The organism is Paenibacillus agri, assembly GCF_013359945.1.
GTDB classification, from domain to species: Bacteria; Bacillota; Bacilli; order Paenibacillales; family Paenibacillaceae; genus Paenibacillus_AQ; species Paenibacillus_AQ agri.
This window is the reverse complement of record NZ_JABWCS010000212.1, coordinates 39,872-64,448: the sequence shown is the minus strand read 5'-3', so window position 1 is coordinate 64,448 and position 24,577 is coordinate 39,872. Positions and strand designations below refer to the sequence as shown.

The 24,577-nt window shown below is 48.8% G+C and carries 21 protein-coding genes; 6 read left to right on the top strand and 15 right to left on the bottom strand.

Going from position 1 to position 24,577, the window contains the following annotated elements; translation table 11 throughout:
* Window positions 1–66: 66 nt before the first annotated feature.
* The 3 genes from HPT30_RS16660 to HPT30_RS16650 form a co-directional block, all read right to left on the bottom strand.
* Window positions 67–975 carry a LysR family transcriptional regulator gene (locus tag HPT30_RS16660; RefSeq protein WP_175372483.1) on the bottom strand — a complete coding sequence of 303 codons (909 nt, stop codon included), beginning with the start codon at window positions 973–975 and terminating at the stop codon, window positions 67–69.
* A 523-nt stretch (window positions 976–1,498) separates the two neighbouring features.
* The gene (locus HPT30_RS16655) at window positions 1,499–2,686 is read right to left on the bottom strand and encodes a mandelate racemase/muconate lactonizing enzyme family protein (protein ID WP_175372482.1); all 1,188 of its coding nucleotides are present in this window, start codon (window positions 2,684–2,686) and stop codon (window positions 1,499–1,501) included.
* Between the two features lie 138 nt (window positions 2,687–2,824).
* A complete protein-coding gene (locus HPT30_RS16650; RefSeq protein ID WP_175372481.1) occupies window positions 2,825–3,916 on the bottom strand; it encodes a mandelate racemase/muconate lactonizing enzyme family protein in 1,092 nt (363 codons plus the stop codon).
* Between the two features lie 443 nt (window positions 3,917–4,359).
* On the opposite strand from HPT30_RS16650, the gene HPT30_RS16645 reads away from it, so the two are divergent.
* The 4 genes from HPT30_RS16645 (at window position 4,360) to HPT30_RS16630 (ending at window position 9,053) form a co-directional block, all read left to right on the top strand.
* Window positions 4,360–5,919 carry a helix-turn-helix domain-containing protein gene (locus HPT30_RS16645; RefSeq protein ID WP_175372480.1) on the top strand — a complete coding sequence of 520 codons (1,560 nt, stop codon included), beginning with the start codon at window positions 4,360–4,362 and terminating at the stop codon, window positions 5,917–5,919.
* 86 nt (window positions 5,920–6,005) lie between these two features.
* Window positions 6,006–7,025, top strand: a complete 1,020-nt coding sequence (locus HPT30_RS16640) for an ABC transporter substrate-binding protein (RefSeq protein WP_175372479.1) — start codon at window positions 6,006–6,008, stop codon at window positions 7,023–7,025.
* Between the two features lie 177 nt (window positions 7,026–7,202).
* A complete protein-coding gene (locus HPT30_RS16635; protein WP_246317186.1) occupies window positions 7,203–8,372 on the top strand; it encodes a pectin acetylesterase-family hydrolase in 1,170 nt (389 codons plus the stop codon).
* Window positions 8,373–8,432: 60 nt separating this feature from the next.
* Window positions 8,433–9,053, top strand: a complete 621-nt coding sequence (locus HPT30_RS16630; RefSeq protein ID WP_175372477.1) for a TetR/AcrR family transcriptional regulator — start codon at window positions 8,433–8,435, stop codon at window positions 9,051–9,053.
* Here HPT30_RS16630 and HPT30_RS16625 read toward each other — a convergent pair.
* From HPT30_RS16625 to HPT30_RS16615, 3 genes are all read right to left on the bottom strand, one after another.
* Window positions 9,025–10,413, bottom strand: coding sequence for a HAMP domain-containing sensor histidine kinase (locus HPT30_RS16625; protein ID WP_175372476.1), 1,389 nt, complete (start codon window positions 10,411–10,413; stop codon window positions 9,025–9,027). The two genes, HPT30_RS16630 and HPT30_RS16625, sit on opposite strands and share 29 nt — an antisense overlap.
* Window positions 10,410–11,087, bottom strand: a complete 678-nt coding sequence (locus HPT30_RS16620; RefSeq protein ID WP_175372475.1) for a response regulator transcription factor — start codon at window positions 11,085–11,087, stop codon at window positions 10,410–10,412. The genes HPT30_RS16625 and HPT30_RS16620 overlap by 4 nt, the downstream gene beginning before the upstream one ends.
* 68 nt (window positions 11,088–11,155) lie before the next feature.
* Window positions 11,156–13,126, bottom strand: a complete 1,971-nt coding sequence (locus tag HPT30_RS16615) for a serine hydrolase domain-containing protein (protein WP_175372474.1) — start codon at window positions 13,124–13,126, stop codon at window positions 11,156–11,158.
* A 211-nt stretch (window positions 13,127–13,337) separates the two neighbouring features.
* On the opposite strand from HPT30_RS16615, the gene HPT30_RS16610 reads away from it, so the two are divergent.
* Window positions 13,338–13,766: a VOC family protein gene (locus HPT30_RS16610; protein WP_175372473.1), complete on the top strand. Its 429-nt coding sequence runs from the start codon at window positions 13,338–13,340 to the stop codon at window positions 13,764–13,766.
* A gap of 106 nt (window positions 13,767–13,872) precedes the next feature.
* Here the strand turns inward: HPT30_RS16610 and HPT30_RS16605 are convergent, their stop codons facing one another.
* Both HPT30_RS16605 and HPT30_RS16600 read right to left on the bottom strand, forming a co-directional pair.
* A complete protein-coding gene (locus HPT30_RS16605; protein WP_175372472.1) occupies window positions 13,873–14,232 on the bottom strand; it encodes a hypothetical protein in 360 nt (119 codons plus the stop codon).
* A 220-nt stretch (window positions 14,233–14,452) separates the two neighbouring features.
* Window positions 14,453–14,932 (bottom strand): DinB family protein, encoded by a 480-nt coding sequence (locus HPT30_RS16600; RefSeq protein WP_175372471.1) that lies wholly within the window; start codon window positions 14,930–14,932, stop codon window positions 14,453–14,455.
* A 189-nt stretch (window positions 14,933–15,121) separates the two neighbouring features.
* Here HPT30_RS16600 and HPT30_RS16595 point away from each other — a divergent pair, with 189 nt between their 5' ends.
* Window positions 15,122–16,195 (top strand): LLM class flavin-dependent oxidoreductase, encoded by a 1,074-nt coding sequence (locus HPT30_RS16595; RefSeq protein WP_175372470.1) that lies wholly within the window; start codon window positions 15,122–15,124, stop codon window positions 16,193–16,195.
* 226 nt (window positions 16,196–16,421) lie between these two features.
* Here the strand turns inward: HPT30_RS16595 and HPT30_RS16590 are convergent, their stop codons facing one another.
* From HPT30_RS16590 to HPT30_RS16560, 7 genes are all read right to left on the bottom strand, one after another.
* Window positions 16,422–16,922 (bottom strand): MgtC/SapB family protein, encoded by a 501-nt coding sequence (locus tag HPT30_RS16590; RefSeq protein ID WP_175372469.1) that lies wholly within the window; start codon window positions 16,920–16,922, stop codon window positions 16,422–16,424.
* Window positions 16,923–16,951: 29 nt separating this feature from the next.
* Window positions 16,952–17,986 carry a LacI family DNA-binding transcriptional regulator gene (locus tag HPT30_RS16585; protein ID WP_175372468.1) on the bottom strand — a complete coding sequence of 345 codons (1,035 nt, stop codon included), beginning with the start codon at window positions 17,984–17,986 and terminating at the stop codon, window positions 16,952–16,954.
* A gap of 24 nt (window positions 17,987–18,010) precedes the next feature.
* The gene (locus HPT30_RS16580) at window positions 18,011–19,048 is read right to left on the bottom strand and encodes an ABC transporter ATP-binding protein (RefSeq protein ID WP_175372467.1); all 1,038 of its coding nucleotides are present in this window, start codon (window positions 19,046–19,048) and stop codon (window positions 18,011–18,013) included.
* On the bottom strand, window positions 19,045–20,088 hold the full coding sequence (locus tag HPT30_RS16575) for an ABC transporter ATP-binding protein (protein WP_175372466.1): 1,044 nt from the start codon (window positions 20,086–20,088) through the stop codon (window positions 19,045–19,047). Before HPT30_RS16575 ends, HPT30_RS16580 begins: the two co-directional genes overlap by 4 nt.
* Window positions 20,089–20,120: 32 nt before the next feature.
* Window positions 20,121–21,266, bottom strand: coding sequence for an ABC transporter permease (locus HPT30_RS16570; RefSeq protein WP_175372465.1), 1,146 nt, complete (start codon window positions 21,264–21,266; stop codon window positions 20,121–20,123).
* Window positions 21,267–21,268: 2 nt separating this feature from the next.
* Window positions 21,269–22,267 (bottom strand): ABC transporter permease, encoded by a 999-nt coding sequence (locus HPT30_RS16565; protein ID WP_175372464.1) that lies wholly within the window; start codon window positions 22,265–22,267, stop codon window positions 21,269–21,271.
* Between the two features lie 193 nt (window positions 22,268–22,460).
* Window positions 22,461–24,422: an ABC transporter substrate-binding protein gene (locus HPT30_RS16560; protein ID WP_246317184.1), complete on the bottom strand. Its 1,962-nt coding sequence runs from the start codon at window positions 24,420–24,422 to the stop codon at window positions 22,461–22,463.
* Between the last annotated feature and the right edge of the window lie 155 nt (window positions 24,423–24,577).

Sequence of the window (24,577 nt, the reverse complement as noted above, 5' to 3'; positions counted from 1 at the left end):
TATGGTTATCCATAGCTAAAAGCTATACCTTGAAGCAACGGTAGCCATTAAACTTTTCTGCATGCGCTACACCAGGTCTTTGACCATGCGCTGTAACTCTTCCAAATACCGTTCACCAAGACGACTCAGATTCATATTCTTATGCCTGATGGTCCCAATCTGTATCTCCTCATCCACTTCCAACGGAATCGCGATAAAATCATCGCCATGAATCTCCTCACCAATAATCCCCGTCGAAATCGTGTATGCGTTTAGGCCAATAAGTAGATTGACAATCGCCGCCCGGTCGGTCACTGTAATGCTCTTTTTGCGCTCCAGATTGCTGAGAATCTCTTCCGAGAAGTAAAAAGAATTATTGTCGCCTTGCTCAAAGGATAAGTAGGGGTACTCCTCCAAATCCTCAATCGTAACGCTTGTCCGCTGGGCCAATGGGTTCTGAGTGCTGATAAAGATGTGCGGCCGAGCAGTGAACAGCACTGAGAAGACCAGATCATTTTCTTTGAGATTCTTCAAGATGATACGAGCGTTGAAGGTGTTGATATATAGCACCCCGATCTCGCTGCGGAGGCTTCTGACATCCTCGATAATGTCATAGGTTTTCGTCTCTCTAATCGTGAATTCATATTCATCAGCGCCATAGTCCTTGATCAGATTCACAAATGCATTAATAGCGAACGTAAAGTGTTGGGTAGATACCGAAAAATGCTGCTTGGCCGGCTTGGAATGCAAATATTTCTCTTCCATGAGCTGATAATGCTCCAGCATCTGCCGTGCATAGCTCAGGAACTCCGCCCCCTCCTTCGTCACGCTCACCCCTTTATGGGTCCGGATGAAGATCGGGAGATTAATCTCCTCCTCCAGTTCCTTAATAGCGTTGGAGAGGCTGGGCTGGGAGATGAACAGACTTCTGGCGGCTTCACTAAAAGAGCTTTTATCGGCAATCTCCACTGCATATTTGAATTGCTGTAATTTCACGTAGGGCTTCCTCCTCCGTTCCGGCGCTGTTCGTCGTCAAATGACTTAAACATAAACAGCAGGTATGCATCCGTCAAGTCTCTATGTGAAAAGACAAAGACAGACAATCCCCTTCATGGGTCTTTACCTGTCTATATTAAGTGAATTTAAGATTCATGCAGTCTTCTTAACAATGAAGAATGATCTGCCTCCTCAACTAACTACATTTTTGTACCTTATATTTCCGAAAAAGAGGTGGATAAAGGAAATAAGATCATTATTGTATCTTATTTTCCAAAAAGAGAGCTGAAAGGGGCAACGCAGAGGATTTAACATACAATATTGCACTTAATTACCATTAACACTTAGCTGCTAAGTATTTAGGGTACAAAAATGCCGTTAATTACACTTTGGAAATAGCTTCTAGACTTTGTTTGTTATTTTAATGATTTCTATGTAGACGCTGATCTTACTTGATCAGGATGCCAGCCTAATGCCACGGTCAACCCTCCTTTCGCCGCTAATGGGTTGCCTAACCGCTATCCTAATGCTCCACCAGCGAACCGTCGATATGATGACGCAACTTGATCGGTATTTCTCTGGGAGGATGTTCCGCCCTAAGATTCGGGGCAAGAGACGTGCCAAGTCCTGGTGAGACGGGGACGGTCACATACCCGGCATCGAATGTTGGAGCAGAAGTAACCATCGAGGTGCCGCGCAGAGACGTGCCGAAGGTATGGTCAATATAGCTTGCCGTCGGATATTCAAGGATTAGAAAATTCGGCAACGCCGCTGCCGCATGCAGATTGGCGTTTAGCATAACCGGTGAGAACGGATTGTGCGGAATAATTTGCACATCGTAAGCTTCCGCCAGCGCAGCAATCTTGCGCAGTCCGGTGAAGCCACCGCATAATCCGATGCAGGGCCGGATATAGCGGGCACCCCCTGCCTGAAGCAGCCGTTGAAACTCATGGAGCGAGTAGATCCGCTCTCCAGTGGCAATCGGCACGCCGATCGCGCGCTGGACCTCAGCCATGGCCTCTATGGAATCGGGCCGGATCGGATCTTCGAGGAACAGCGGTCGCACGGATTCCAATGACCGCGCGAAGCTGATCGCTTCTCCAGGCGATAAACGGCGGTGTAACTCGATACCGAGGTCAAGATCATCGCCTACAGCTTCACGTACAGCGTGCAGCACCCCCAGCGCCGAGGACATCCGCTTGGCATAAGTGGCGTTCAGCGGAATGTCCGAGGAGACATCCAGGAACGGATTCAGATGGCCTGCTGCGGTGAAGCCTGCCGCCTTAAGCGCTGTTACATTATGTATCACTTCTTCCTGGTTTGCTCCTCTGATCTGACCGTACACTCTGACGCGGTCGCGCAATGCTCCACCCAGCAACTCATGCACAGGCACCCCAAGTCGTTGTCCCTTTAGATCCCATAGCGCGATATCAATCGCGGAGACGACCCCCATCAGAATGGAGCCATGATAGCTGCCAAACCTTGTTAACGCTTGCCAGTGATATTCAATCGGGTCAGCACTCTGCCCAATCAAGTAACGTCCGGCCTTCTCTGCCAGTGTAGCCGCAGCCTCCAGATGTGCCCATACCCCTATCTCGCCGACGCCGACCAAGCCGCCTGCCGTCTCAATCTCCACAAAAGCATGCATATCGGTCAAAATCGGTTCCACCCGGACAATCTCATGACCTCGGTGTGCCGCTGTCTTGCTCATTTCCTCACCCTCCAAAAGCGTAATTTTAACCATTCTATGCCAGTCCCATACATTCACTCATTCTATGTAACGCGTCATCTACCTCCTTGTTGCAATCTTGATCGATCGTGCCTATAGATATCCAAAGACGTCAGTACCTCACAGCTTCAACCGATAAGGAGCAAGCCGGGTCTCGTCCGGTGTACACCCGTTGCCGATAACCTCCGGCACTTGAAGACAACCATCCGTATCCAGAACGGCGCCTTCAGTATAAAAGCTTGCCAGCATGGGATCGAACGCAGCCGGATAATATTCCATCCAGATCCCGCAAGGGATCGAGGCCATCAGCGGCAGATTGATCTGGTGATCGCCATGCGCCGAGATGGCTAGGCCACTGGCCTCAGCCATAGCTGCCACCTTCCTGAACTCCGTAACTCCACCCATCCAGCGGGCGTCCGGCTGGAGAATGCCGACTGCGCCGGTCTCCATCAAGTCCCGAAAGCCGTATTTGGTGTATTCCTGCTCTCCCGCGGCCAGTGTGATGCTCGTACGCGCAGCAATCTTTTCATACCCTGCATAATCGTCGGGAGCTACAGGCTCTTCGAGCCAGAAGAGATCGTATTCTTCAAGACGTTTGGCTATCTGAATAGCCTCAAAATAACGGTACGAGGCGTTGGCATCCACCATAAGGGTAATGTCCGGCCCTATGGCTTCGCGGACAGCGCGTACACGCTGGACATCCTCGCGGATGGTCAGGCGCCCAATTTTCATTTTTACAGCACGTGCACCCAGCTCAACATAAGACAACATTTCTCGCTGCAATTCTGTAATGCCCTCACCGTCCATATAGTAGCCACCGGCGATGTAGACAGGCATCTTGTCCGTGTAGCCGCCAAGCAATCGGTGCAAAGGCAGACCGGCGTACTTGCTCTTAATGTCCCACAATGCCATATCAATAGAGGACAATGCAGCGGTCTCATGACCCCGCCGTCCGTACAGTTTACTGTCCCACAGCGTCGACCAGATTCGCTCCGTCATCAGCGGGTCCATCCCGATCAGACGTACGGCGAACGCTTCACGTAGCTGCCGCTCTCCATCTGACGCGCTGCCAATGCCATAGCCGGTGATGCCTTCATCCGTCTCTATCTTGAGTACGCAGCGCACCACATCGCTCCAGGTATGCGAACCGTTCGAAATCACCCGTGTGCGGGGCCAGGAATAGTAGTTGGCCGTTACTCGAGTTATTTTCATATTCCACCTTTGTTCTGCTGACGTAAGCCTTTCTGCGTATGTACTCTGACCTCTTTGAATAATTCCACCGCATTCACTTTCACACCCATATCCAATCACCATGCCTTTCTATTCAAAATACATTAAATTAATTTGTATAATCGGAATTATACACAACAAAAAGATCTCACTCTCCCCACCGTAGGGAAAATGAGACCTCCGTTTGTCAGGTCAGTCTCGATATTATTATCATGTGATAATCTAATATTATATTGAAATATTATAATCGCGACATAAGGATGTCAATTATTATTTTCAGTATTCCCATTGGAATTAATATATTCATAGTCCCTTCATCGAAAGAAGATTCCACTTCGCACAAGGGCAACAAAATTTCGACTTTGACAGGCTAATTGAGAAATATTATCATTCATTAGTAGCTTATCTCGAAAGGGGGCCCTCACTTGAAAAAACAGCCTGATTATTCACCCGTCTTACGTAAATTGCTTCGTGCTGCCAGAATAAAAGGCGACCCGGCTGCAACCACGGGCAACCTGCCAGCCCAAGACCCTTCTGTCGACATGCTTCTTGTCGTTACCAAATCCCAGTCCTCCCGGTGGCAAGGGAATACAGCCTATTTTACCGTACTAGATACCCAAAGTATCGACTCGCTTCAATCTGCTGGGGCGTCTCTGGAGGGTTACCTTTTTCTAATAGAGCAGGAAAACAAACCGGTGAAGTGGTCCATTTCTCTTCCAGCGGCAGCCTCATATATAAGGCTTTGTGAACATGTCGTAGATCTATCCGAAGCGAATGATCCACTGCTGCAATTCCGTGGACAGATATACTTTCAAGAGCTTTTGTATGAGCTGTACCGGATCGACCGACAAGCTGTTCACGATGCCAGGACCGCAGTGGAGCATACCAGAGAGTATATGGAGAGTCACTATGCAGAAGTCATGTCTGTCAAAAGCCTTGCCGAAATGGCTGGCATCAGCCCTTCCTACTATTTGGAGTTGTTCAAAAAAATTGTCGGCAGAAGCCCGATAGAATATTTGACCTCCGTACGGATCAATGCCGCCAAGCGGCTGATGGAGCAGACTGAAGCGCCCGCCCATCAGATTGCAGAGACGGTCGGTTATAAAGATCCGTTCTATTTCAGCCGCCAATTCAAGCAAGCGACGGGAATGTCTCCCTCCCGCTATGCTGAGCGGGATCGCAACCGGATCGCAGCCTTCCACTATCCCATGACCGGGCAAATGCTGGCACTGCAGAACATCCCCTACGCGGCGCCACTTGATCGGGAATTCTGCCTCTTCTATAAACACAAATACGAGCAACAAATTCCGGTTCACCTCAAGGACCCTTCCATGGAGAATAATATGCTCTTCAACCTGGAGGCACTGCAGGCGGGCAGACCAGATCTTATCATCGCGGGTGACTGGCTGCCCGAAGCTGGACGGGGGGAACTGGAACGAATTGCTCCTACACTTTATGTGCCTTGGTGGGAGAAGGATTGGCGGCAACACTTACTCATCGTTGCCCAGTTCCTCGGGGAGACCGTTCAAGCGGAGCGCTGGCTGACTCAATACGAGATCAAGGCGGCGACGATCCGCAGCAAACTGAAGGAGCGACTTCGGGACAGCAGTATTCTGGCGATTCATATATTGAATGGGTCAATCCACCGCTTCGGCGGTCGCAATCTAGGGGCTGTGCTTTACGGGGACCTGGGCTTAAGGCTTCCCGACTCGCAAAGTGCCGAACCTGCCTACGAGATATTGTCCATTGAGCAGCTGATTGCTCTTAATCCCGATCGCCTGCTTGTAGCTATTGGTAGCGATCCACAAGCCAGAACGCTTTGGCAAGACCTTACCCAAATGCCCGAATGGCAGTACATGACAGCCGTCCGCAATAGACAGGTACAGCAGATCCAGCCGGACCCGTGGTTCGACTACTCGGCGATGGGACATGAGCGGATACTCAGAGCAGTAATCAAGTTATTTTCCTTGGATCGTCCATCCTAATTCCTAACATTGACTATGGTCAGTTGGCAGGGTTAGCGGGTATGCTGTTTTGAGTGATATTGATTCTCAGTCTCAGGAGGGAAAGCATGTTTTATATTAAAAAATTCCAGCTAGCCACTGTGGTTCTACTCTTGTCTGTGGCGTTATACGGCTGCAGCAACACAGACCCTGCTTCTACTGCAGCCAAGGAAACCGCGGCGCAGACAGAGGCTACGAGCTCAGCGGTACCAGAAGCTAGCCCGGAAACAACCAATTCGTCTACGGAGAACGCTCCCCGCACGGTCAAGGACGACTTGGGCAATAACGTGGTCATACCTGCCAACCCTCAGCGTATCGTTGCCCCCTATCTGGAGGACGCGCTGCTGGCCCTTGGCGTCAAACCAGTCGCTCAGTGGTCAGCGGGTGATTTGCTCCTGAAGTATCTGCAGCCACAACTGCAGGATGTACCTAAGCTGGACTTTGTCAGCCTGGACCCCGAAGCTGTATTGAGCTTCACACCGGACTTGTTCATCGTGCCGTTCGCGGTACGGGTACAAGATGGAGCGTATGATAAATACGCGAAAGTCGCTCCGACCTATGTCTTTCAGGACGCGACCAAAGACTGGAGAAAGACGCTTCTCACCCTTGGCGATCTATTGAATCGGGCCACACAAGCCAAAGAAGCTCTTCAGGCATACGACAGCAAAATTGCAGACATTAAGTCCGCACTCCAGAACCAAACAGCCGGTAAGAGTGCAGCCATCATGCTCATCTCGGACAAGTCCTTCTCGCTGATGCAGGAGAATACCTATAGCGGTAAGGTCATCTATGATGGTCTGGGCTTAGAGGTGCCTCCGGGAGCACAGGGCAACGACTGGAAGGATATCTCCCTCGAGAGTCTGCCGGAATTGAAAGCCGACTATATTTTCCTCATGCAAGTAGACGGTGCCGATCCGCTGAAGAACCAGCAGCTGGCCTCCATCTATGATACATCCGTGTGGAAGAATCTTGAGGCCGTCAAAGCCGGTCATGTGTTCAGCGTAGATCGGGATTACTGGATTAACACGGGTCTGAACGCAAATCTGAAGGTGGCAGAGGATGTGCAGAACCTGCTAAACCGTCCATAATAAAAAATCTAAGACACAACAGCCGGAGCGAGGAAATCCCCACCTTGCCCGGCTGTTTGTTGTGATTAGGGCGCAGTTGCATTCAAAAATAATGCATAAAGGAGATTTAGTAGTTTTCATTGCACACATTGTGTAACCAATTATCTTAATGTATACTCATTTCGAGGAGTGATGCAGATGAGAAAATTGGCCAAAATTACAATCTTTACTGGGGTTAGCTTGCTGGGTTTGATTTTGATTGCTGTAGTGATGATCAGCGCTTTCGTGATCAAACGGCCGACAACCATCCCCGAGCTTGCGGATGTGAAGCCATACAAGTGGAATAAAATGAACTTGGACGGAAATGTGATTTCCAGTGACGGTTCAGAATATTTTCTATGGAATAAAAAAGGGGAGAATAATAACTGGATTATCTTCTTCTCCGGGGGTGGAGCAAGTTGGGATGCCAAGAGTGCCGCGCACCCTATCAAGCTGATGAATTTTATAACAGGTGGAGAAACAGGTAATTATTTTCCCAATATCCCCTTCTATATGCTAAGTCTGCTGCAAGGAATGATGGATACCGGTAATCCCGCCAATCCCTTTCATGGATGGAATATCGTCTACCTCCCTTATACAACTGGTGATTTTCATATCGGTAACCACAATGCTGAATACAGTAAAGAGGACGGGACTCCCTTCACGATGCATTATAATGGGAGCAACAATGTACGGAGCAGTCTGGACTGGATCTATGCCAACGTTGACAACCCGGGCAAGCTGCTGATCGCAGGCGAAAGTGCGGGCGGGTTCGGCTCCGCCTTCTGGGCAAAGGAAATCGCCTCCCATTATAAAGACTCAGAGATTTATCAGTATTCCGACAGCTCTTTCCTGCAATCGGATAAATGGCCCAATGTGGTTGATCAGGAGTGGCATGCAGACTTCACCAAAACCTTTGGGTATAAGGCTGAGCCGGATATCATCGGGGCGGCTTTTACAGCAAACGGCCATCTTTTACCTGCCAATGCAGTATTATTGCAGTCTTATTCGTTGTATGACGAGGTCCTGATTCACTTTCAGAACAAAATCAATGATTACTCAGGTCCGCACGATCAGCAGAATATAGATGCATGGTCACAGCAAATGCGGACCTCTGTCCGTACACTGGCGGCATCCCTGCCGAATTACTACTACTACCTGACCGACTACGGGCTGGATAAGGAAAAAGGTACCACCCCGCATACATTTGCCACCCGGGACACCTTCTATCAGGCCGAACAGGATGGGATCAAACTACTGAACTGGCTGGGTGATGCCGTCAACCACCAGAAACGATATTCGGTCGGCAGCGGGTTCCTTGAGAAATAGGAAGAAGTCCAGTACGATTGGAAGGAAGGTATTCTGGAAAGAGGCAGGAGAGAAACGCTAATGAAGCTGCGTGAAAAACAGATGCAAATGACGCGGGAGATGATCAAGGGTGCGGCGCTGACACTGTTCAATGCCCAAGGCATTGAGCGCACCGATATGGCTCAGATTGCTGAAGAAGCCGGCATCTCCCGGCGCACCTTGTATCATCATTATAAGGATAAGGAAGAATTAGCTGTCCAAATCTATGTCGAGAATCTGCAGCGAATGTTCGGGCAGCTGCTGTTTGACTTTAATTTTGAACACCCCGAGCAGTCGCTAGAGATTATCCTGGACAAATATTTGGCGCTTAGGGAAGAGAACGAATCACTGATCTACTACGATGCTATTTTCGGAGTTTACTACAGTACCCTCTCCAAGAATCCGGCCGAGTTGCCAGATTTCCAGAAAGCTATGCAGGGCTGGTCTGCAAGGCTTTTACAACCGGAGACGGTGCCCGTGACACCGGAAGACAAAACAAAGTGGATAGACATCCTGCTGAAGTCCACCCACCTGTATTTCATGTATTTGCAAAAAGCTGTGATCATTACCCGTCAGCGCGGAGGCCAGATTACGGAAGAGGATCGGGCCACCGACCGGCAATTCAAGGATTTCATCATGCACGGCGTTCGTCATTCCCACTGACACCGGGCACAGAGAGGGGCAATCTGACGATGATCGTCGTGCCCTCTCCCACTGCACTATCTACCTCGATGTTTCCCTGATGCAGCGCTACAATTTTCTTAACGATCGCAAGCCCCAGTCCGTTGCCATTGTTATTTCCGTTCCGCGACTTGTCGACCTTATAGAATCTTTGGAATACAGCACTGAATTCCTCCGGGGAGATCCCGATGCCGCTATCGCTTATGGTAACGGCTATTTCTGCTGTACCAGCTTCAATCCTAATACGGATATTCCCACCCTCAGGGGTGAACTTGATGCCATTGCTTAGCAGATTCATCCAGACCTGCTTCAGTTGATCTTCATCCGCTTCAATCGTAACAGCCTCCGGTAAATCAAGATCAATGAGAATGCCCTTCGACGACCATTGCGGCTCACAAGTCACAACGATAGTTCGAATCTGCTCATCAAGATGAAAGGAAATCGGCTTGAAGGGATGATGCTCAGAGTCGAGTGAAGCGAGCTTCAGCAAATTATCACTAAGACGTGACAACCGTCCACTTTCCGCTATGATAATCTCAAGATATTCATTACGCTCTTCTTCTACGATCAGATCATGACTTTGCAGAGCCTTGGCAAATCCGGAGATTGAGGTAAGCGGGGTCTGGATCTCATGCGAGACATTAGATACAAAATCTTGCCGCATCTGCTCCAACTGCTTAAGCTCCCCGGCCATTTCTACATAACTTCGGGTCAGTTCCCCTATCTCGTCTACCCGGTTGACCTTTAGCTCTACCTCAAAATCACCCTTGGCCAGCCTTCTTGTCGCCCGGGTCAACACTTTGATCGGCTCCACCAGATATCTGGCAGCGATGAGAATACAGAGACTTCCGAGCAGCAGGACAAGCAGCAGTACAAAAAACATCATCCGGTTGATGATATTCTCATTCTCGGCGGAATACTGCAGGAACATCGCCTGCCACTCCCCTTTTAACAGAAAAGGCATCCCGATGAACGTATCATGATCTTCCGTCGTGGAGCGGTAATACTGTCCTTGCAGCACTTGTTTAACGGCTTCGGGTTTAATGATTACGGCCGGATTATCCTTAAGTCCGTAAAAGATATGCTCGCCGGAATGATTGAACAGATGAATTGGATAGGCAGAAACCTTAACCATACTCCGCAGGAACTCATCCGTATCGGCAGGCTTGGCGTCATCATAGCGGTGAATGATCTCTTTACCCACACTGATCATTTCATTCTGACCTTCGTAACTGATTTGTTGTTGAAAAACATATAGACCTATAAAAAAGGAGCAAAGCAGGCTGAATATAATAATGGCCAGGAACGTGATAATAACACGCACATACAGGGTCTTGATCATGGCTGCAGCATCAGCCGGTAACCGAGACCCCGGGCAGTTTCAATTTGAAAGGGTCCATCCATAGTGGTAAACTTCTCTCTCAGTCGGCTGATATGTACATCCACGGTCCGGCCGTCTCCATCATAATTAAGTCCCCAGATCTGCTGGATCAATTGTTCCCTCGTGAAAATTTGGCCGGGATGGCTCGCCAGCAGAAACAGAAGCTCGAACTCCTTAAGCGGCATATTGACCAATTCGTCTCCGCAAGTGACCTCAAACGTGCGGCGGTTGAGAACGACACTGCCGACCTTCACCGTCTGGGAAGTAACCACCAGCGAACGTTTAAGCAGTGCTTTTACCCGCAAAACCAGCTCTAGTGGATCAAATGGCTTGCTCAGATAGTCATCTGTGCCAAGTTGAAAGCCCTTTACTTTGTGCGCGGATTCGGCTTTAGCTGTCACCATCAGGAGGGGGAGGTTGGCATCCTGGCGCCGGATCTCCCTGCACAGATCCCAGCCGTCCAATCCTGGCATCATAATATCGAGAATAACGAGATCCACCCGAGAGTTCTCCACAATGGACAGCGCTTTGGCACCATCATTTGCCTCTTTGATCTCAAAACCCTCTTTTCGTAAAAACAAAGACATCAGCTTGCGGATATTGGCATCATCATCTGCGATAAGGATAACCGCCACAATCATCCCTCCTCTCTCAAGCTTTCATTATAAATGTTTTGTGCCTGGTAAGAAATCAAGAATTGACCTTAACCGAACTGCCAGCCCAGCAGGTTCCAATGGTAGAAGAACACGACCAACATCACTGCTGAAAGTGCCACAAGCGTGTAATGAACACGCCGGAACGTCGTAAAGTACCTATTCTTCCAGGCCAATAAAGTCCCTACCAATAAAGCCAGCGTCAGACCCACAAACAGGATCGGCATGGCCAAACTGAGATAAAGCGCGGCACTAATGCCGCTAAGCTTTGTCATGAGGTCCATTGACATTACTACCAGAAATATTGTGACAAAGGAGAGCAATCCCCAGCCCGAGGTCGCTGCTGACAATCTGATGACCCACTTTTCCGGAGTTGACATCGCCTTCATCTTACGTCTGCCAAGGATAAATCCGAATATTGCTGTGATAAAAATAAATGCTGCAATCCCGAGTAATGTGAACCAGAACCTGGTCTGATCCATTAATGGCGTCCGCTCCAGCGGCATATCCGGAATGGCCCCCAACACCATATGCGTGACTTTTCCAGATTCATCGGTGCGAAAGGCGATTTGCTCGGTGCCCCCGACATGCTGGAACAAATTCTCGCCAACAGGAGCGTAAAATGCTTGTTCACTGCCGCTTCCGAGGGACAATTTATTATCGGATACGGTGACATTGAACTGTACAAGAAAATTGAAAAATTTATCGATATCACTGAAATTACGGCGTGTAAATTCATAGGAACCCGCATACTTTTGAACCGATTCAGCCGTAATAGAAGGGTCTACCGGTGTCTCTTCGAGGGGTGCAGGATAATATTTGTTGAAAAAGGCCTGGAGCAGGCCTTCAGCCGATTCGCTACCCGCACCTCCGCTATAGGAGAGGAATATGCCTATATTTTTGGCAGGGACCAGATATAATTCTGTATTGAACATCGGATCAGAGCCGCCATGGGTAATGAGCGTCAGACCATTGACCTTCTTCTCGGCAAACCCGAGAGTTACTCCTGGCATACGTTTATCAAACTGGAACGCCGTTGCATGCATCAACCCAACAGTATTGGCGCTTAGGATTTGCTTGTCCCCATACCGTCCATTCTGCAAATGAGCAATCATAAAATGAGCCATATCTACCGCAGAAACAGTACCGGACCCTGCCGGACGGAAGCCTGCCTCATATGTAGGCGTACCGGGGGTAAAGCTGCCGTTCTCACTGTTGTATCCCACAACTGCGTAAGGCTTGAACGCTTCAGGCAACGGCTCCTGTACCGTCGCATATTTCATATCCAGCGGATCGAAAATATTCTTTTTAACATAATCGTCGTAAGGCATTCCGCTGACCTCTTGCACGATCAGGCCCGCTAATGCGGTGCCGTAATTGGAATAGGAGCTCATCTCACCTGGCGGTCTCACCCGGGCCAGCCTATGCTTTTCCAGCGTTTCCGAGATCGAACCCGGCAGTTTAGCAGGGTCTGTGGTGATCTGATACCCTACGCCACCCTCTTCAAACCCCGCTGTATGTGTCATCAAATGGCGCATCGTGATCGGCTCGGGATAGGTATCCGGCACCTTAAAGTCTTTCAGATAAGTATTCACATCGGTGTCCAGATCAATCTTCCCTGCCTCCACCAGTTGCATGACCGCCGTCCAAGTGAACAGTTTAGTGGTGGAGGCGATCCGGAACATGCTGGTCTTGGGATCAACCTGTGCAGCTTTCTCCAGATTGGAGCTTCCATAACCTTTTGCCAAAATAATCTGACCGTCTTTGACGATCGAAATAACTGCGCCCGGGATATGCAGCCGGTTCATGTCCTCTTCCATGATTCCGTCCACGAACGTTGTTAAGCTTGTGGTATCATCCAGATTGGCAGGGGCTTCGATCTGATGCACCAATGGCTTGGCTTGCCCGGCTGCTGCCGTTACTGATATCCGTGGAAATACCAAGCTAGACAGAATTCCGCTGCCCAGGACAGCCAAAATGATCAGACAAGCAACAATTCTCTTTTTCAGGGTTGTGAACATGATTATCCTCCATATGATCCGTTATACATTGGACGGTTAACCGCTCCAACATGTTTAGAGATTATCAGAGGTTTGTGAATAGAAAGTTAACAACACTATAATCTTTAAGCTACGCCAAACTTCCTTGCCTGTTGCATAGGACAAGTTTTGATTATCAAGAATTGAAATGATACAATATGAGCGATCCATTTCAATCTGAGGAGTGAAGAACTTGGCCATTGACGTTTATCTTAATTTTGAGGGAAATTGCCGTGATGCTGTAGAGTTTTATGCGAAGACTTTTGAAACGGGACAACCACAAATTATGACCTTTGGCGATACACCACCAGATCCGAACTTTCCTCTACCTGAGGAAGCAAAAAATCTGGTTATGCACGCAAGATTGAGCATCAATGGCAGCAACGTCATGTTCTCGGACACCTTCCCAGGAATGTCGTTCATCCAAGGCAACAATATCAGCCTGTCTTACAGCAGCAAGAATATCGAGGAGATCAAGTCCCTCTTCGGTAAGCTGGAGGATGGCGGCAAGGTGGGCATGGAATTACAAGAAACCTTCTGGAGTAAGTGTTACGGGAACCTCACCGATAAGTTCGGCATTCAATGGCAGTTTAACTATGACAACGGAGAATTTCAAGGCTAGTTCCTTTCTTTTTGAAAAACAATTCAAATGAAAACGGCCTGTCCGCAGACTTGCGGCAGAGCCGTTTTTTGTTGTTTATGCCGCTGGCTGGCATCCTTGTCACCGCTCAAGCTCTGAACAGGATGATCAACTCTGTGAGCAAGATCAGCCCCGCTGTGAAGATACCGACAGAATGCACCAGAGTCAGTAATTCGGTATAGCTCTCTTTGCGAAAATGCGAAGTGATCGCCACGGTCCAAAGCACGCCGAAGAAGAACGCTGCCATACAGGAGATATCTTCAGTTCGCAATTTGCGGCTCTTGTAAAAGAATCCTGCAAGACCAATGATAGTGTAGGCAATATAGATGACAAGCTCCAGGGTAGTAATGGTGGGTGTAGGGCCAGACGGAAGCACATGTAGCAGACTGTATTGGAGGCTAAGCCCTAAAAATACGAGCAAGTTAAAGGGGATTTTCTTCAAATGCATACCCGTTCTCCTTTGATATAATTTATTTACAAAACAAAAGATAACGCTTACATTGTAATTGTAATTCCATCCTTTTACAGTGATATATGTCTGCTCATTTTACTGAACATGAACACAAACAGGCCGAAGCATAAAAATCATGCCCCGGCCTGTGAATCACCTATGTGATTACGCTAAGTTCAGTCCCCGCAATTAATCCAGCTTGCTGTCGATAAAGCCGTTATCTATGTCTGCTTAAGAAGGTCTCGATCTGCTTCCGGTGATGCTTGTCATGCGGGAGAAAGCCCCGCAAATGCTTGCGGATGCTGAACTTCTTGCGGTCTCCGTCTTTGTATTCCTGTATGTATTCCTCTTCGGTTAATCCGGTAATAGTATCTAGAATGCGGGTTCGTTGCAAAATACAATCTTCTGCCACCTGCAGGGCAGATAGCGACTTCGCATGCTCAACAGCATTGGCATTAAATTCATTGAAGTCCAGATGTCTTGATGTTAAGGGCTGGCCCAGCTTGATCTTCTCAATAGCTTCCTCGTAAAAGTACTTGTCCCACAGCATAATATGACAAATAATATCCTTCACTGTCCATTTCCCTTCACCGATCGGTGTATTCCAGTGTGCTTCAGGCGCTTCTTTCAAAGACTCCACGAAAGGGAGAAGCGCCTGAAATTCGAGTACCAGCTGCTCATTGGTTTTGACTGCCATACACATAACCTCCAGTTATATTGTCAGCAATTCCGGTGTTCTATTGCTTGGCTGCAGGTTCAATTGTATCAGAATTCACAGGTAAATAACTACAAATATTCCAATGAACCAAAACAAAACTTACTTACTAAAGTTGAGAAACATTAAAAAGTATAGTAATATAAAATTATAAATAAGGAGGCGATTGCAGTGGCTGAACCAGCAAACCGCATTGAAATAGGAATTAGTACATTTCTGGAAACAACCCCCGATTTGAAAACGGGTGAAATTATGAGTCATGCGCAGCGGATGCGCAACGCTGTAGAGGAGATTGTGCTGGCCGATCAGGTTGGCCTGGATGTATACGGCATCGGGGAGCATCACCGGGCGGATTATGCGGGCACCGCTCCAGAGATTGTGCTTGCGGCCGCAGCCTCTGTAACGAAACGTATCCGGCTGACCAGCGCCGTGACCGTGTTATCCTCGGCCGACCCGGTCCGTGTCTATCAGGGCTTCTCATCGCTGGACGGCCTCTCAAACGGCCGGGCAGAGATTATGGCAGGACGCGGCTCGTTCACAGAGTCCTTCCCGCTCTTCGGCTACAGCCTGGATGACTATAACGAGCTGTTCGAAGAGAACCTGGAGCTGCTGTTGGCGATCCGTGAATCCGAGAAGGTTACATGGCGCGGCGGGCATCGCCCGGCCATCCATAACCTCGGTGTCTATCCGCGCTCCGTTCAGAGCCCGCTGCCGGTCTGGATCGGCACCGGAGGTAACCCGGAGTCCGCCATTCGTGCGGGCGTGCTGGGTCTGCCGGTTGCCTTCGCGATCATCGGCGGCATGCCAGAGCAGTTCGCGCCGCTCGTCCGACTGTACAAAGAGGCTGCCGCAAAGGCCGGGCATGATCCTGCGAAGCTGCAAATCGCCACCCATTCACACGGCTTTGTCAGCGATACGACTGAGCAGGCTGCTGAGCTGCTCTACCCGCCGATACAAGCACAGATGAATGTCATCGGGCGCGAGCGCGGCTGGAGCCAGCCTTATAGCCGGGCGACCTTCGACGCCGCCCGCAGCCTGCGCGGCGCCCTGTATGTCGGCGACCCGGAATATGTCGCAGAGAAAATCATTCTGCTGCGCAAAAACCTGGGCATTACCCGTTTCTTCCTCCATTTGAGTGCAGGTACACTGCCACATGAGGAGCTTATGCACGCGATTGAATTGCTGGGCACCAAAGTCGCACCTATTGTACGCAAGGAATTGGCACGCATCGAGGGCTGGGAATAATCGAATTGGACTTCGAATTGAAATTGGAAACGAGCTGCCTCATTAATGAGGGCAGCTCGTTTTTTTACACCAATATGCTATATAGATTGAACAAAAAAATAAGGGGAACGGAATGGAGGGAAAGTTGGAACTGAAGGAGCGATAGCAGCCGCCTAAAAGCTTTCCGAAGGAAAGCTCGCTTCGGAAGCATGGGCTCTCCGGATTTTATCCGCGAATAGCGGTACAGCTATGCGCTTAAATCCTTCTTTTCCTCCTTGGATTCCAGCTTCTTGTGCTCCCATTTCTCAATCCACCCGCCTACACGGATGAAGAAGAAAGCCACTACAATCGAGAACGTTACAATCCCATAGAAACCAGCCCCGGTTCCAATGCCAACTCCGCCTGCGAACAAGATCATCGCCGCAGACGTTAAGCCTTTTACTTCAAAGCCAGCCTTCATGATCAGTCCTGCACCAAGAAAACCGAGACCGGAGACAATCTGCGCCGCCAGACGCATGGGGTCCATCATCGTCCGGTTATGCAGCTGGCCGTATACTTCAACACTTTCAATAGATACGATTGTAATTAAGGCAGAGGCGACCGTGACGAATGTGTACGTCTTCACACCTGCCGGCTTGTTCTTGTGGGTCCGGTCGAACCCGATCAGCAGCCCAAGAACGGCACTAATCAGAATCCGAACGTAATATTCAAAAGGTACGGCATGGCCAATCGATGTAATCGCTGTCATTTGTTACCTCGCTAACCTGGAACTCCCGGTTACGTTTTATTGACTGGAGCGCAAGAGTCTCTTTCAATAAATTTGCTAGGGACGGTCCAGTTATTGTCATATTCCCCTTCCAGCACACCCAGTTTATGCATAAGCAGTCTTACCGACTGTACCCCGAGTTCAGAGGGTTGCAGATCCATTCCCGTCAAAGCAGGTCTTACCTGATGCATCATGGTCAAATCGCCGCAGATCACGAATAAAGAAATATCCTCCGGTACAGAGAGACCGGCTTCGTTGATGGCATTGAGCGCGCTGAGCGCCGAACGATCATCATCGGCAATGATTGCTGTTACCCGCTCAGGATGACTCTTCAAAGTACGCATCGTCTCATCATACCCATATTTTATATACTCATCAGAGTGAATGTCTGGCTTGCTATAGATCATCTCCGGCTGTACAGTTATTCCGTGTTCCTCCAATACCCGTACAAATTCCTCCATCCGCTCAATCCCCACGGTCATTCGATCCCCAGCATTCAGGAACATAATATTATGGTGACCCAAACCGATCAGATACTCACAGATATATCGAATGATGCCCTTGTTGTCGTTGTTGACGGTAGACACATCCTGGATTCCCTCGTTGATGATTCTGCCCACGGTGACGAACGGAATCTCATTCTGGTGCAGGAGATTTATCCGGTCATCCTCTTCCGTTGGGCCGAGCACAATCGCCCCATCGATAGGGTAGCTGGCTAGCGAAGGCGTCTTGACCTCACCCGTCGGAATCATATCCAGCAGCACACGGTATCCGTAATTGGAGGCTTCCAACAACACTCCGTTAATAAATTGATTATGGAACATGCTAAAAAAGAATTTACGGTGCGGAATCATCAGCCCGATCGCCATTGTTTTCTTGGTGACCAGGCTTCTTGCTATATGATTCGGCACGTAATTCAGTTCTTTCGAGACTTGAAGCACTTTCTCCGTTACCTTCTTGCTCGTGGGTCTCTTCTGACTGAATACGTTGGATACCGTTCCTTTGGATACACCCGCCAGGCGGGCCACATCGTCAATCTTCGCCATTTTAGGAATACCCTCTCTTCAACACTAGTTCACTTGCAACTCGGCAGACTCAATGGGAACGCCGCGAAGCTGAAGCTTCTCTGCATAATGACATGCAGCAAAATGATTATAACCTACTTCACGAAGCTCAGGCACTTCCTGGATACATTTCTCTGTCTTGTAAGCACAGCGGGGGTGGAAATGGCAGCCGCTTGGCGGATTGGCTGGATTCGGCACTTCTCCCTCCAGAATGATCCGCTCCTTCTTGAATTCAGGATTCGGCTGGGGTACAGCCGACATCAGAGCCTCCGTATAGGGATGCTGAGGATGTCCGAATAGCGATTCCGTTGACGCCAGCTCCACGATTCTGCCCAGATGCATTACGGCTACCCGGTCAGAAATGTTCTGTACGATAGAAAGATCATGCGAAATGAAAATATAAGTGATCTTGTATTGCTCCTGCAAATCTTTGAGCAGGTTAATAATCTGTGCTTGAATCGAGACATCGAGCGCGGATACCGCCTCATCACAGACAATCAGCCTAGGTTGTGTAATCAGCGCGCGTGCGATAGCAATCCGCTGCCGTTGTCCCCCGGAGAAGGCATGGGGATATCTTTTTAAATAACCTACATTCAGTCCGGTCTTCTCGGCAATCTCCGTGACCTTGGCCTCCACCTCATCCTTGCTCAGCTTAAAGTTGGCAATCAGCGGCTCGGCAATAATATCAAATACGTTCATCCGCGGACTAAGTGAGGAATACGGGTCCTGAAAAATCATCTGAATATCTTTTCGGTAAGCCTTGATTCCTTTACGGTCAAGCTTAAGATAATCAACGGCCTTCTCGTCCTCTGCATGATAGACGACACTGCCCGAAGAGGCATTAACGCCCCTGACGATACACCGCCCAAGCGTCGTTTTTCCACAGCCGGATTCTCCGACAATACTAAGCGTCTCCCCTTCAAGCAATTCGAATGAAATATCATTCAGGATATGAACAGGCTTTGGCTTTTTGAACAACGCTTTGTCGGATTTGACTTGAAAGCTCTTGTTCAGCTTGAGGACTTCAAGGATAGGTTTGGTCATTGTACTTCTCCTTCTCTCTGGTCCGCGTACAGGAAGCATCTAACCGTGTGCTCGTCAGAAATTGTGATTTTCGGTGCAGACTGTGCATTACATACGCCTTCGATCCGGTCTTTGCAACGGTCATAAAATCCGCACATCGGCGGCATGTTTATTGGCATTGGGACAGAACCTTCAATGGAATCCAGCCGTTTACTCTTGTTCCCGCCTAGTCTAGGCATGGATCGGAGCAAGCCTTTGGTGTAAGGATGCTTCGGATTATTGAAAATTTCTTTCACCGGTGCCTGTTCCACGATTTTCCCAAGGTACATCACCGCGACCTCATCGCACATCTCGGCGATAATTCCTAAGTCATGAGTCACTAGCAGAATCGCCATGCCGAACTCCGCCTGCAGACTTTTCATGAGTTCCAGCACCTGCGCCTGAATCGTCACATCGAGCGCTGTCGTCGGCTCGTCAGCAATCAGAATCTCCGGGTTGCAGGACAGTGCCATTGAGATCATCGCCCGCTGGCGCATCCCTCCCGAGAATTCATGCGGGTATTGATCAAACCGTTTCGCCTGGTCGGAAATGCCGACTTTGCTGAGCATCTCCAGCGCGATTCGCTTGGCTTCTTTCTTGTCCTTCGTCTGGTGAGTCCGGATCGCTTCCATAATCTGATTCCCGATCGTATACATTGGCGAGAAGGCCGTCATCGGCTCCTGGAAAATCATCGAGATTTTCCGGCCTCGGATAGAACGAATCTGCTTGCCAGTGGGCTTAAGGGATAAAAGATTTAGACCATTCAGCGCCGACTCCGATTCCGAATTGTAAGTGATGGTTCCGCTCGTTTCACATTCCTTCGGATTAATGCTGATGATAGAACGGCTGGTTAAGCTTTTACCGCAGCCGGATTCACCGACGAGACCCAGAGTTTTACCTTTGTAAATATTGAAGTCTACCCCATCCACGGCATTCATGATGCCACTTTCCATCTGGATCTTGATCTTTAAATCCTGAACGGACAGTAAAGGTTGCTCCTTATGAGCCGCTTGAGTTGCCATGCTATCCCCTCGCTTGCCTAGTATTTGTGACATTATTTTTTGTACGGGTCAGCTGCGTCGCGCAAGCCGTCACCAATGAAGTTATAGGTCAATACGGTCAGAATGACTGCACCCAGTGGAAGCAGCTTCCATGGATACAAGGCCACGTTCTCGATCTTTTGGGCCTCCTGCAGCAGCACACCCCAACTGGTCGCCGGCGAACGGACACCTAGCCCGAGGAAGCTCATGGCTGTCTCCCCCAGGATCATGCTGGGGATGGCCAAGGTCGTCGCTACGACCAGATAGCTCATAAAGCCGGGCAGTAAATGCTTTACAATAATCTTCGTATTGCCTACGCCAGCAATTCTTGCCGCTACCACATAATCTTCATTCTTGAGCGAGATGAACTTGCCTCTGACGACACGCGCCAGATCCGTCCATCCAATGAACGCAAAAATGATAACGATGTACAAATACATGGTCACCACCGGAATACGTGGCGGAATTGCAGCAGACAAAGCCATCCATAACGGCAAGGTAGGGAAGGAACGAATAATTTCGATAACACGTTGAATCAGGGAATCAAGCCAACCACCAAAGTAACCGGAGATGCCGCCGATAATTAATCCCAGAATAAAGCTGATGCCCACGCCGACTAAAGGAATGCTGAGCGAGATTTGACTGCCCAGCACAATCCGGGAGAACAAATCTCGGCCCATACCATCCGTACCGAGCAAGAAGATTCGCCCTGGCTCTTCTACCGCGAACAAATGGGTCTTCATCGGGATCAGGCCCAGAAATTTATATTCCTGTCCTTTCACGAAGAATTTGAAAGAGTGTCTTGTCTCTGTATCCGCAACAAACATTTTGCGTAAGGTTTCCGGGTCACGTTCCGTCTTCAGCCCATAAACAAACGGTTTGATGTGAAACTTGCCTTCCGCATCCACAAACCGGAGACCCATAGGCGGAGCATTGACGTATTTACTGTCATAGCTTTGCAGATCGTATGGCGCGATGAATTGCGCAAACAAAGCTACGAGATATAGTAAACCCAGAATGTACATACTGATCCGAGCCAGTGTGTGCTTCTTGAACTTCTGGTAAATCAGCCGCCATTGCGAGCTGTAAACCGTGTCTTTAGGTGCCGCGGTGACTGGGGCTGCTGGTTTTTGACCTTTGAATAACGGTAATGTTCTCATGATTAAGATCCCCTGAACTCTGTACGGATTTTTGGATCAAGCCAAGCTAGCAAAATATCGGAAATCAGGGTTCCGAGTACTGTCAGCAAAGCCATAATTAATAGGAAGGTTCCGGCAAGGTACATGTCCTGCCCCAACAGGGCGTTATGCATAACCGGTCCTTGAATCGGCAGGTTCAATACAATGGCTGTAATGGTCGCGCCCGTAAAGATCGAGGACAAGGACCAGCCAAAGGTACTCACAATCGGATTCAGGGCTGCACGCGTCGGATACTTGAACAAGATTTGCATCTCTGACAAGCCTTTGGCGCGGGCAGTAACCACATTCGGTTTATTCAATTCGTCAAGCATCTGCCCCCGCATAATGCGGACCAGATCTGCCGTACCTGAAAGCCCGATGACGATAACAGGGATGACCATATGCTGCATTAAGTCTTTAACTTTGTCCATCGACCACGGCGCATTTACGTATTCAGGGGAGAATAAGCCGAGTAACGGGTTGCCAAACCATTTATAGGACAGGAACATCAGAATAATCGCCAGCAGGAAGTTTGGGGTAGCCATCCCGATAAAGCTCAAGCCCGAGAAGAAATAATCTCCTACGGAATACTGCTTGACTGCTGTGTAAATCCCGATGGGAATCGCAACGATATAATGAAAGGCCATAGTAACTAGGGAGACCACCAGCGTCAGACCCATATATTGCTGAATGACGGCCATAACCGGCTTGTTATAGTTGAACGAAAATCCGAAATCGCCATGCAGAATGATTTTTTTCATCCACATAAAATACTGCTCATAGATCGGCCGATCCAGGCCCAGATTTGCCCGCATCTGATCCATTTCCGCCTGGCTCATAATATCGCCGGAAGCGGACATTTTGGCCGCATAGGAGGAGACATAATCTCCGGGCGGCAATTGAATGATATAGAAGACGATGAAGGAGATTAAGACCACCACAGGTATCGCCAGAAGAATTCGTCTAATAATGTATTGAAACACTTTGCAATCCTCTCCTCTACAACACTTAATGATACAAGTAGAAACGGCTTTGCCGTCCGCTAAGGGACGGTATCCGTTTCAGCGAGAAAATATAAGGATAATTTATACGTAAAACATATAAATCCTTATATTTCAAAAGGAAACAATAGCGGGGATGTGATCCCCCGCTATTGCCACAAGAAAGCTTCAAAGCTTATTGCTTGATAAAGAATTGCGCTGGATGTCCTTGGCCGAGGGAACGATATTCGTCACACCAGATGGCGTCGGTAGGAATGTTGTGAATCTTATTGTTGGCAACAATCAGCACTGGCGTTGGTCCTGCATAACCAATCACCCATTGGTTCTTCTGATGCAGCTTCACGATTTCATTGCTGTAATTGTTGATATCCTCAAGCGTTTTGCTTGATTTCACTTTATCCCAATACTCCAAGATCTTCGCTACATCACCTTCCGGTTTAACGCCTTCTTTACCGCCGGATTGCGTGTAGAGTCCATAATGACCAAGCCATGGCGTCATAACACGAAGCGGAACGAGGGTATCCGGACGGAAGGCTACGTTAGCGACAGAGATATTCTCAGTATGCATTGGAATCTGGTTGGCGTACTTCATGTCGAATTGGGTAGTACCATCCACGATCTTCACATTCGTTCTGAGACCCATTTCTTCATAGTACTTCTTGAGCAACTCCAGGAATGGCGCATTGTCAGTGCTGCTTTCTACAATGGTCAGCGTCAGTTCCGAACCGTCAGCATTGGTACGGAAATTATTCTTATCACGCTTGGTGAGACCCAGTTCATCGAGGATCTTGTTCGCGCGTTCCGGATCATATTCAGCCCACTGTTTATCCCAGCCTTCCTGATACCCCATAACCCCTTTCGGAACAGAAGCCTGTATCGGCTCGCCGAGTCCGTTGGTTACGATCTCAGAGACTTCGTTCCGGTCAACCCCAATCGAAAGTGCTTCCCGGAATTTGATATCCTGGAACAGCTTGCGCAGGTTCGGATCTTCTGTCGTCTGGTTCAATTGAATACCGGCACTGGACCAGGATGGCTGTGTCCATGGAATGATGCGGAAGTCGCCTTTTTTCTCATTTTCCTTCAGGACTGTGAAGTCCTTGGAATCAAAAATAGTCAAGTTATAATCGCCGGAAAGCGTACCTAACACCTTTTGGCTTGGATCTTGAATCTTAGTTGCTACAATCCGGTCAATGTATGGTAGCTGCTTCCCTTCTTTATCTGTTTTCCAATAGTAAGGGTTGCGTTCCATCACGAATTGGTCACCGTTAGGATCATTCGTTGGTACCCAAGCACGGAGTGTCGGGATTTGGTAGTGCAGCCAGTCCGTATACCCGGTCTCCATGAGGAAGGTTTTCGGATCTTCATAGCCCCACTCTTTGGTGATCTCCAGTGTCTTCGCATCGCCTACAAATTCAGGCAGGATCGTCTTATGGAAGTGTGCCGGAGCAAAGAACCACTTGTTGTCAATGGCCACACGCTCCAGGAAGAGCACGCTTGGATACTTGTGAGTCACTGTAAAGGTGTAATCATCCACCTTCTTGACTTCTGCCAGCGCTCTATCGCCTGTTGCCGGATCGACGGAATAATAGGCATCGTAAATCTTTTTACCGAAAGTCTCTTTGGTCAGCATGTGCTCCCAATAGAAGAGGACATCATCGGCTGTGAAAGGAACACCGTCAGACCATTTCATGCCTTCCCGCAAATGAATGGTGAACACTGTGGAATCCGCGTTAACTTCATAGCCTTTGGCTACGTTTGGTTCAACCTTATTGCCTTCCTGATTGAAGCGGAACAGTGCTTCTTCAGTCGGTTGACCAATCCCCCACTTGTCAGCTACGCCATTCCAGGGCATCTTCCAGTCGCCGCCATACTCTCCGATTTCATCAACGACATTCTCAACCATAATGTCCTTGGCAGCCGGAAGACGCTCTTCCAGTTTGGGCAGCTTTCCTTCAGATACCAGCTTAGCCAGATTAGGCGACTCTTTAGTGTTATTATTCTCTTTGACGATCGTTTCTTTCACATCCGGCGATTCCTTAACCTTCTCAGCTACGTTGTTAGACGAAGAGAATGAACATCCTCCCAAGGCCGTAGTCATAAGGATAAGGCCAATTAACAATTTGCTTCCCCTTTTCAAGTTAACCCCTCCGTGTTTAGATTTACGATTTGTCCAGCGGAACTTGCTCTAGTTGTCTCCCACCTCCCAAGTGGAATTAAACCGATTTAACATAAATATAGAGTGCTATGTAAAATCGATATTAAACCGGTTTAATAGGGGCTTTAAAAAAATAA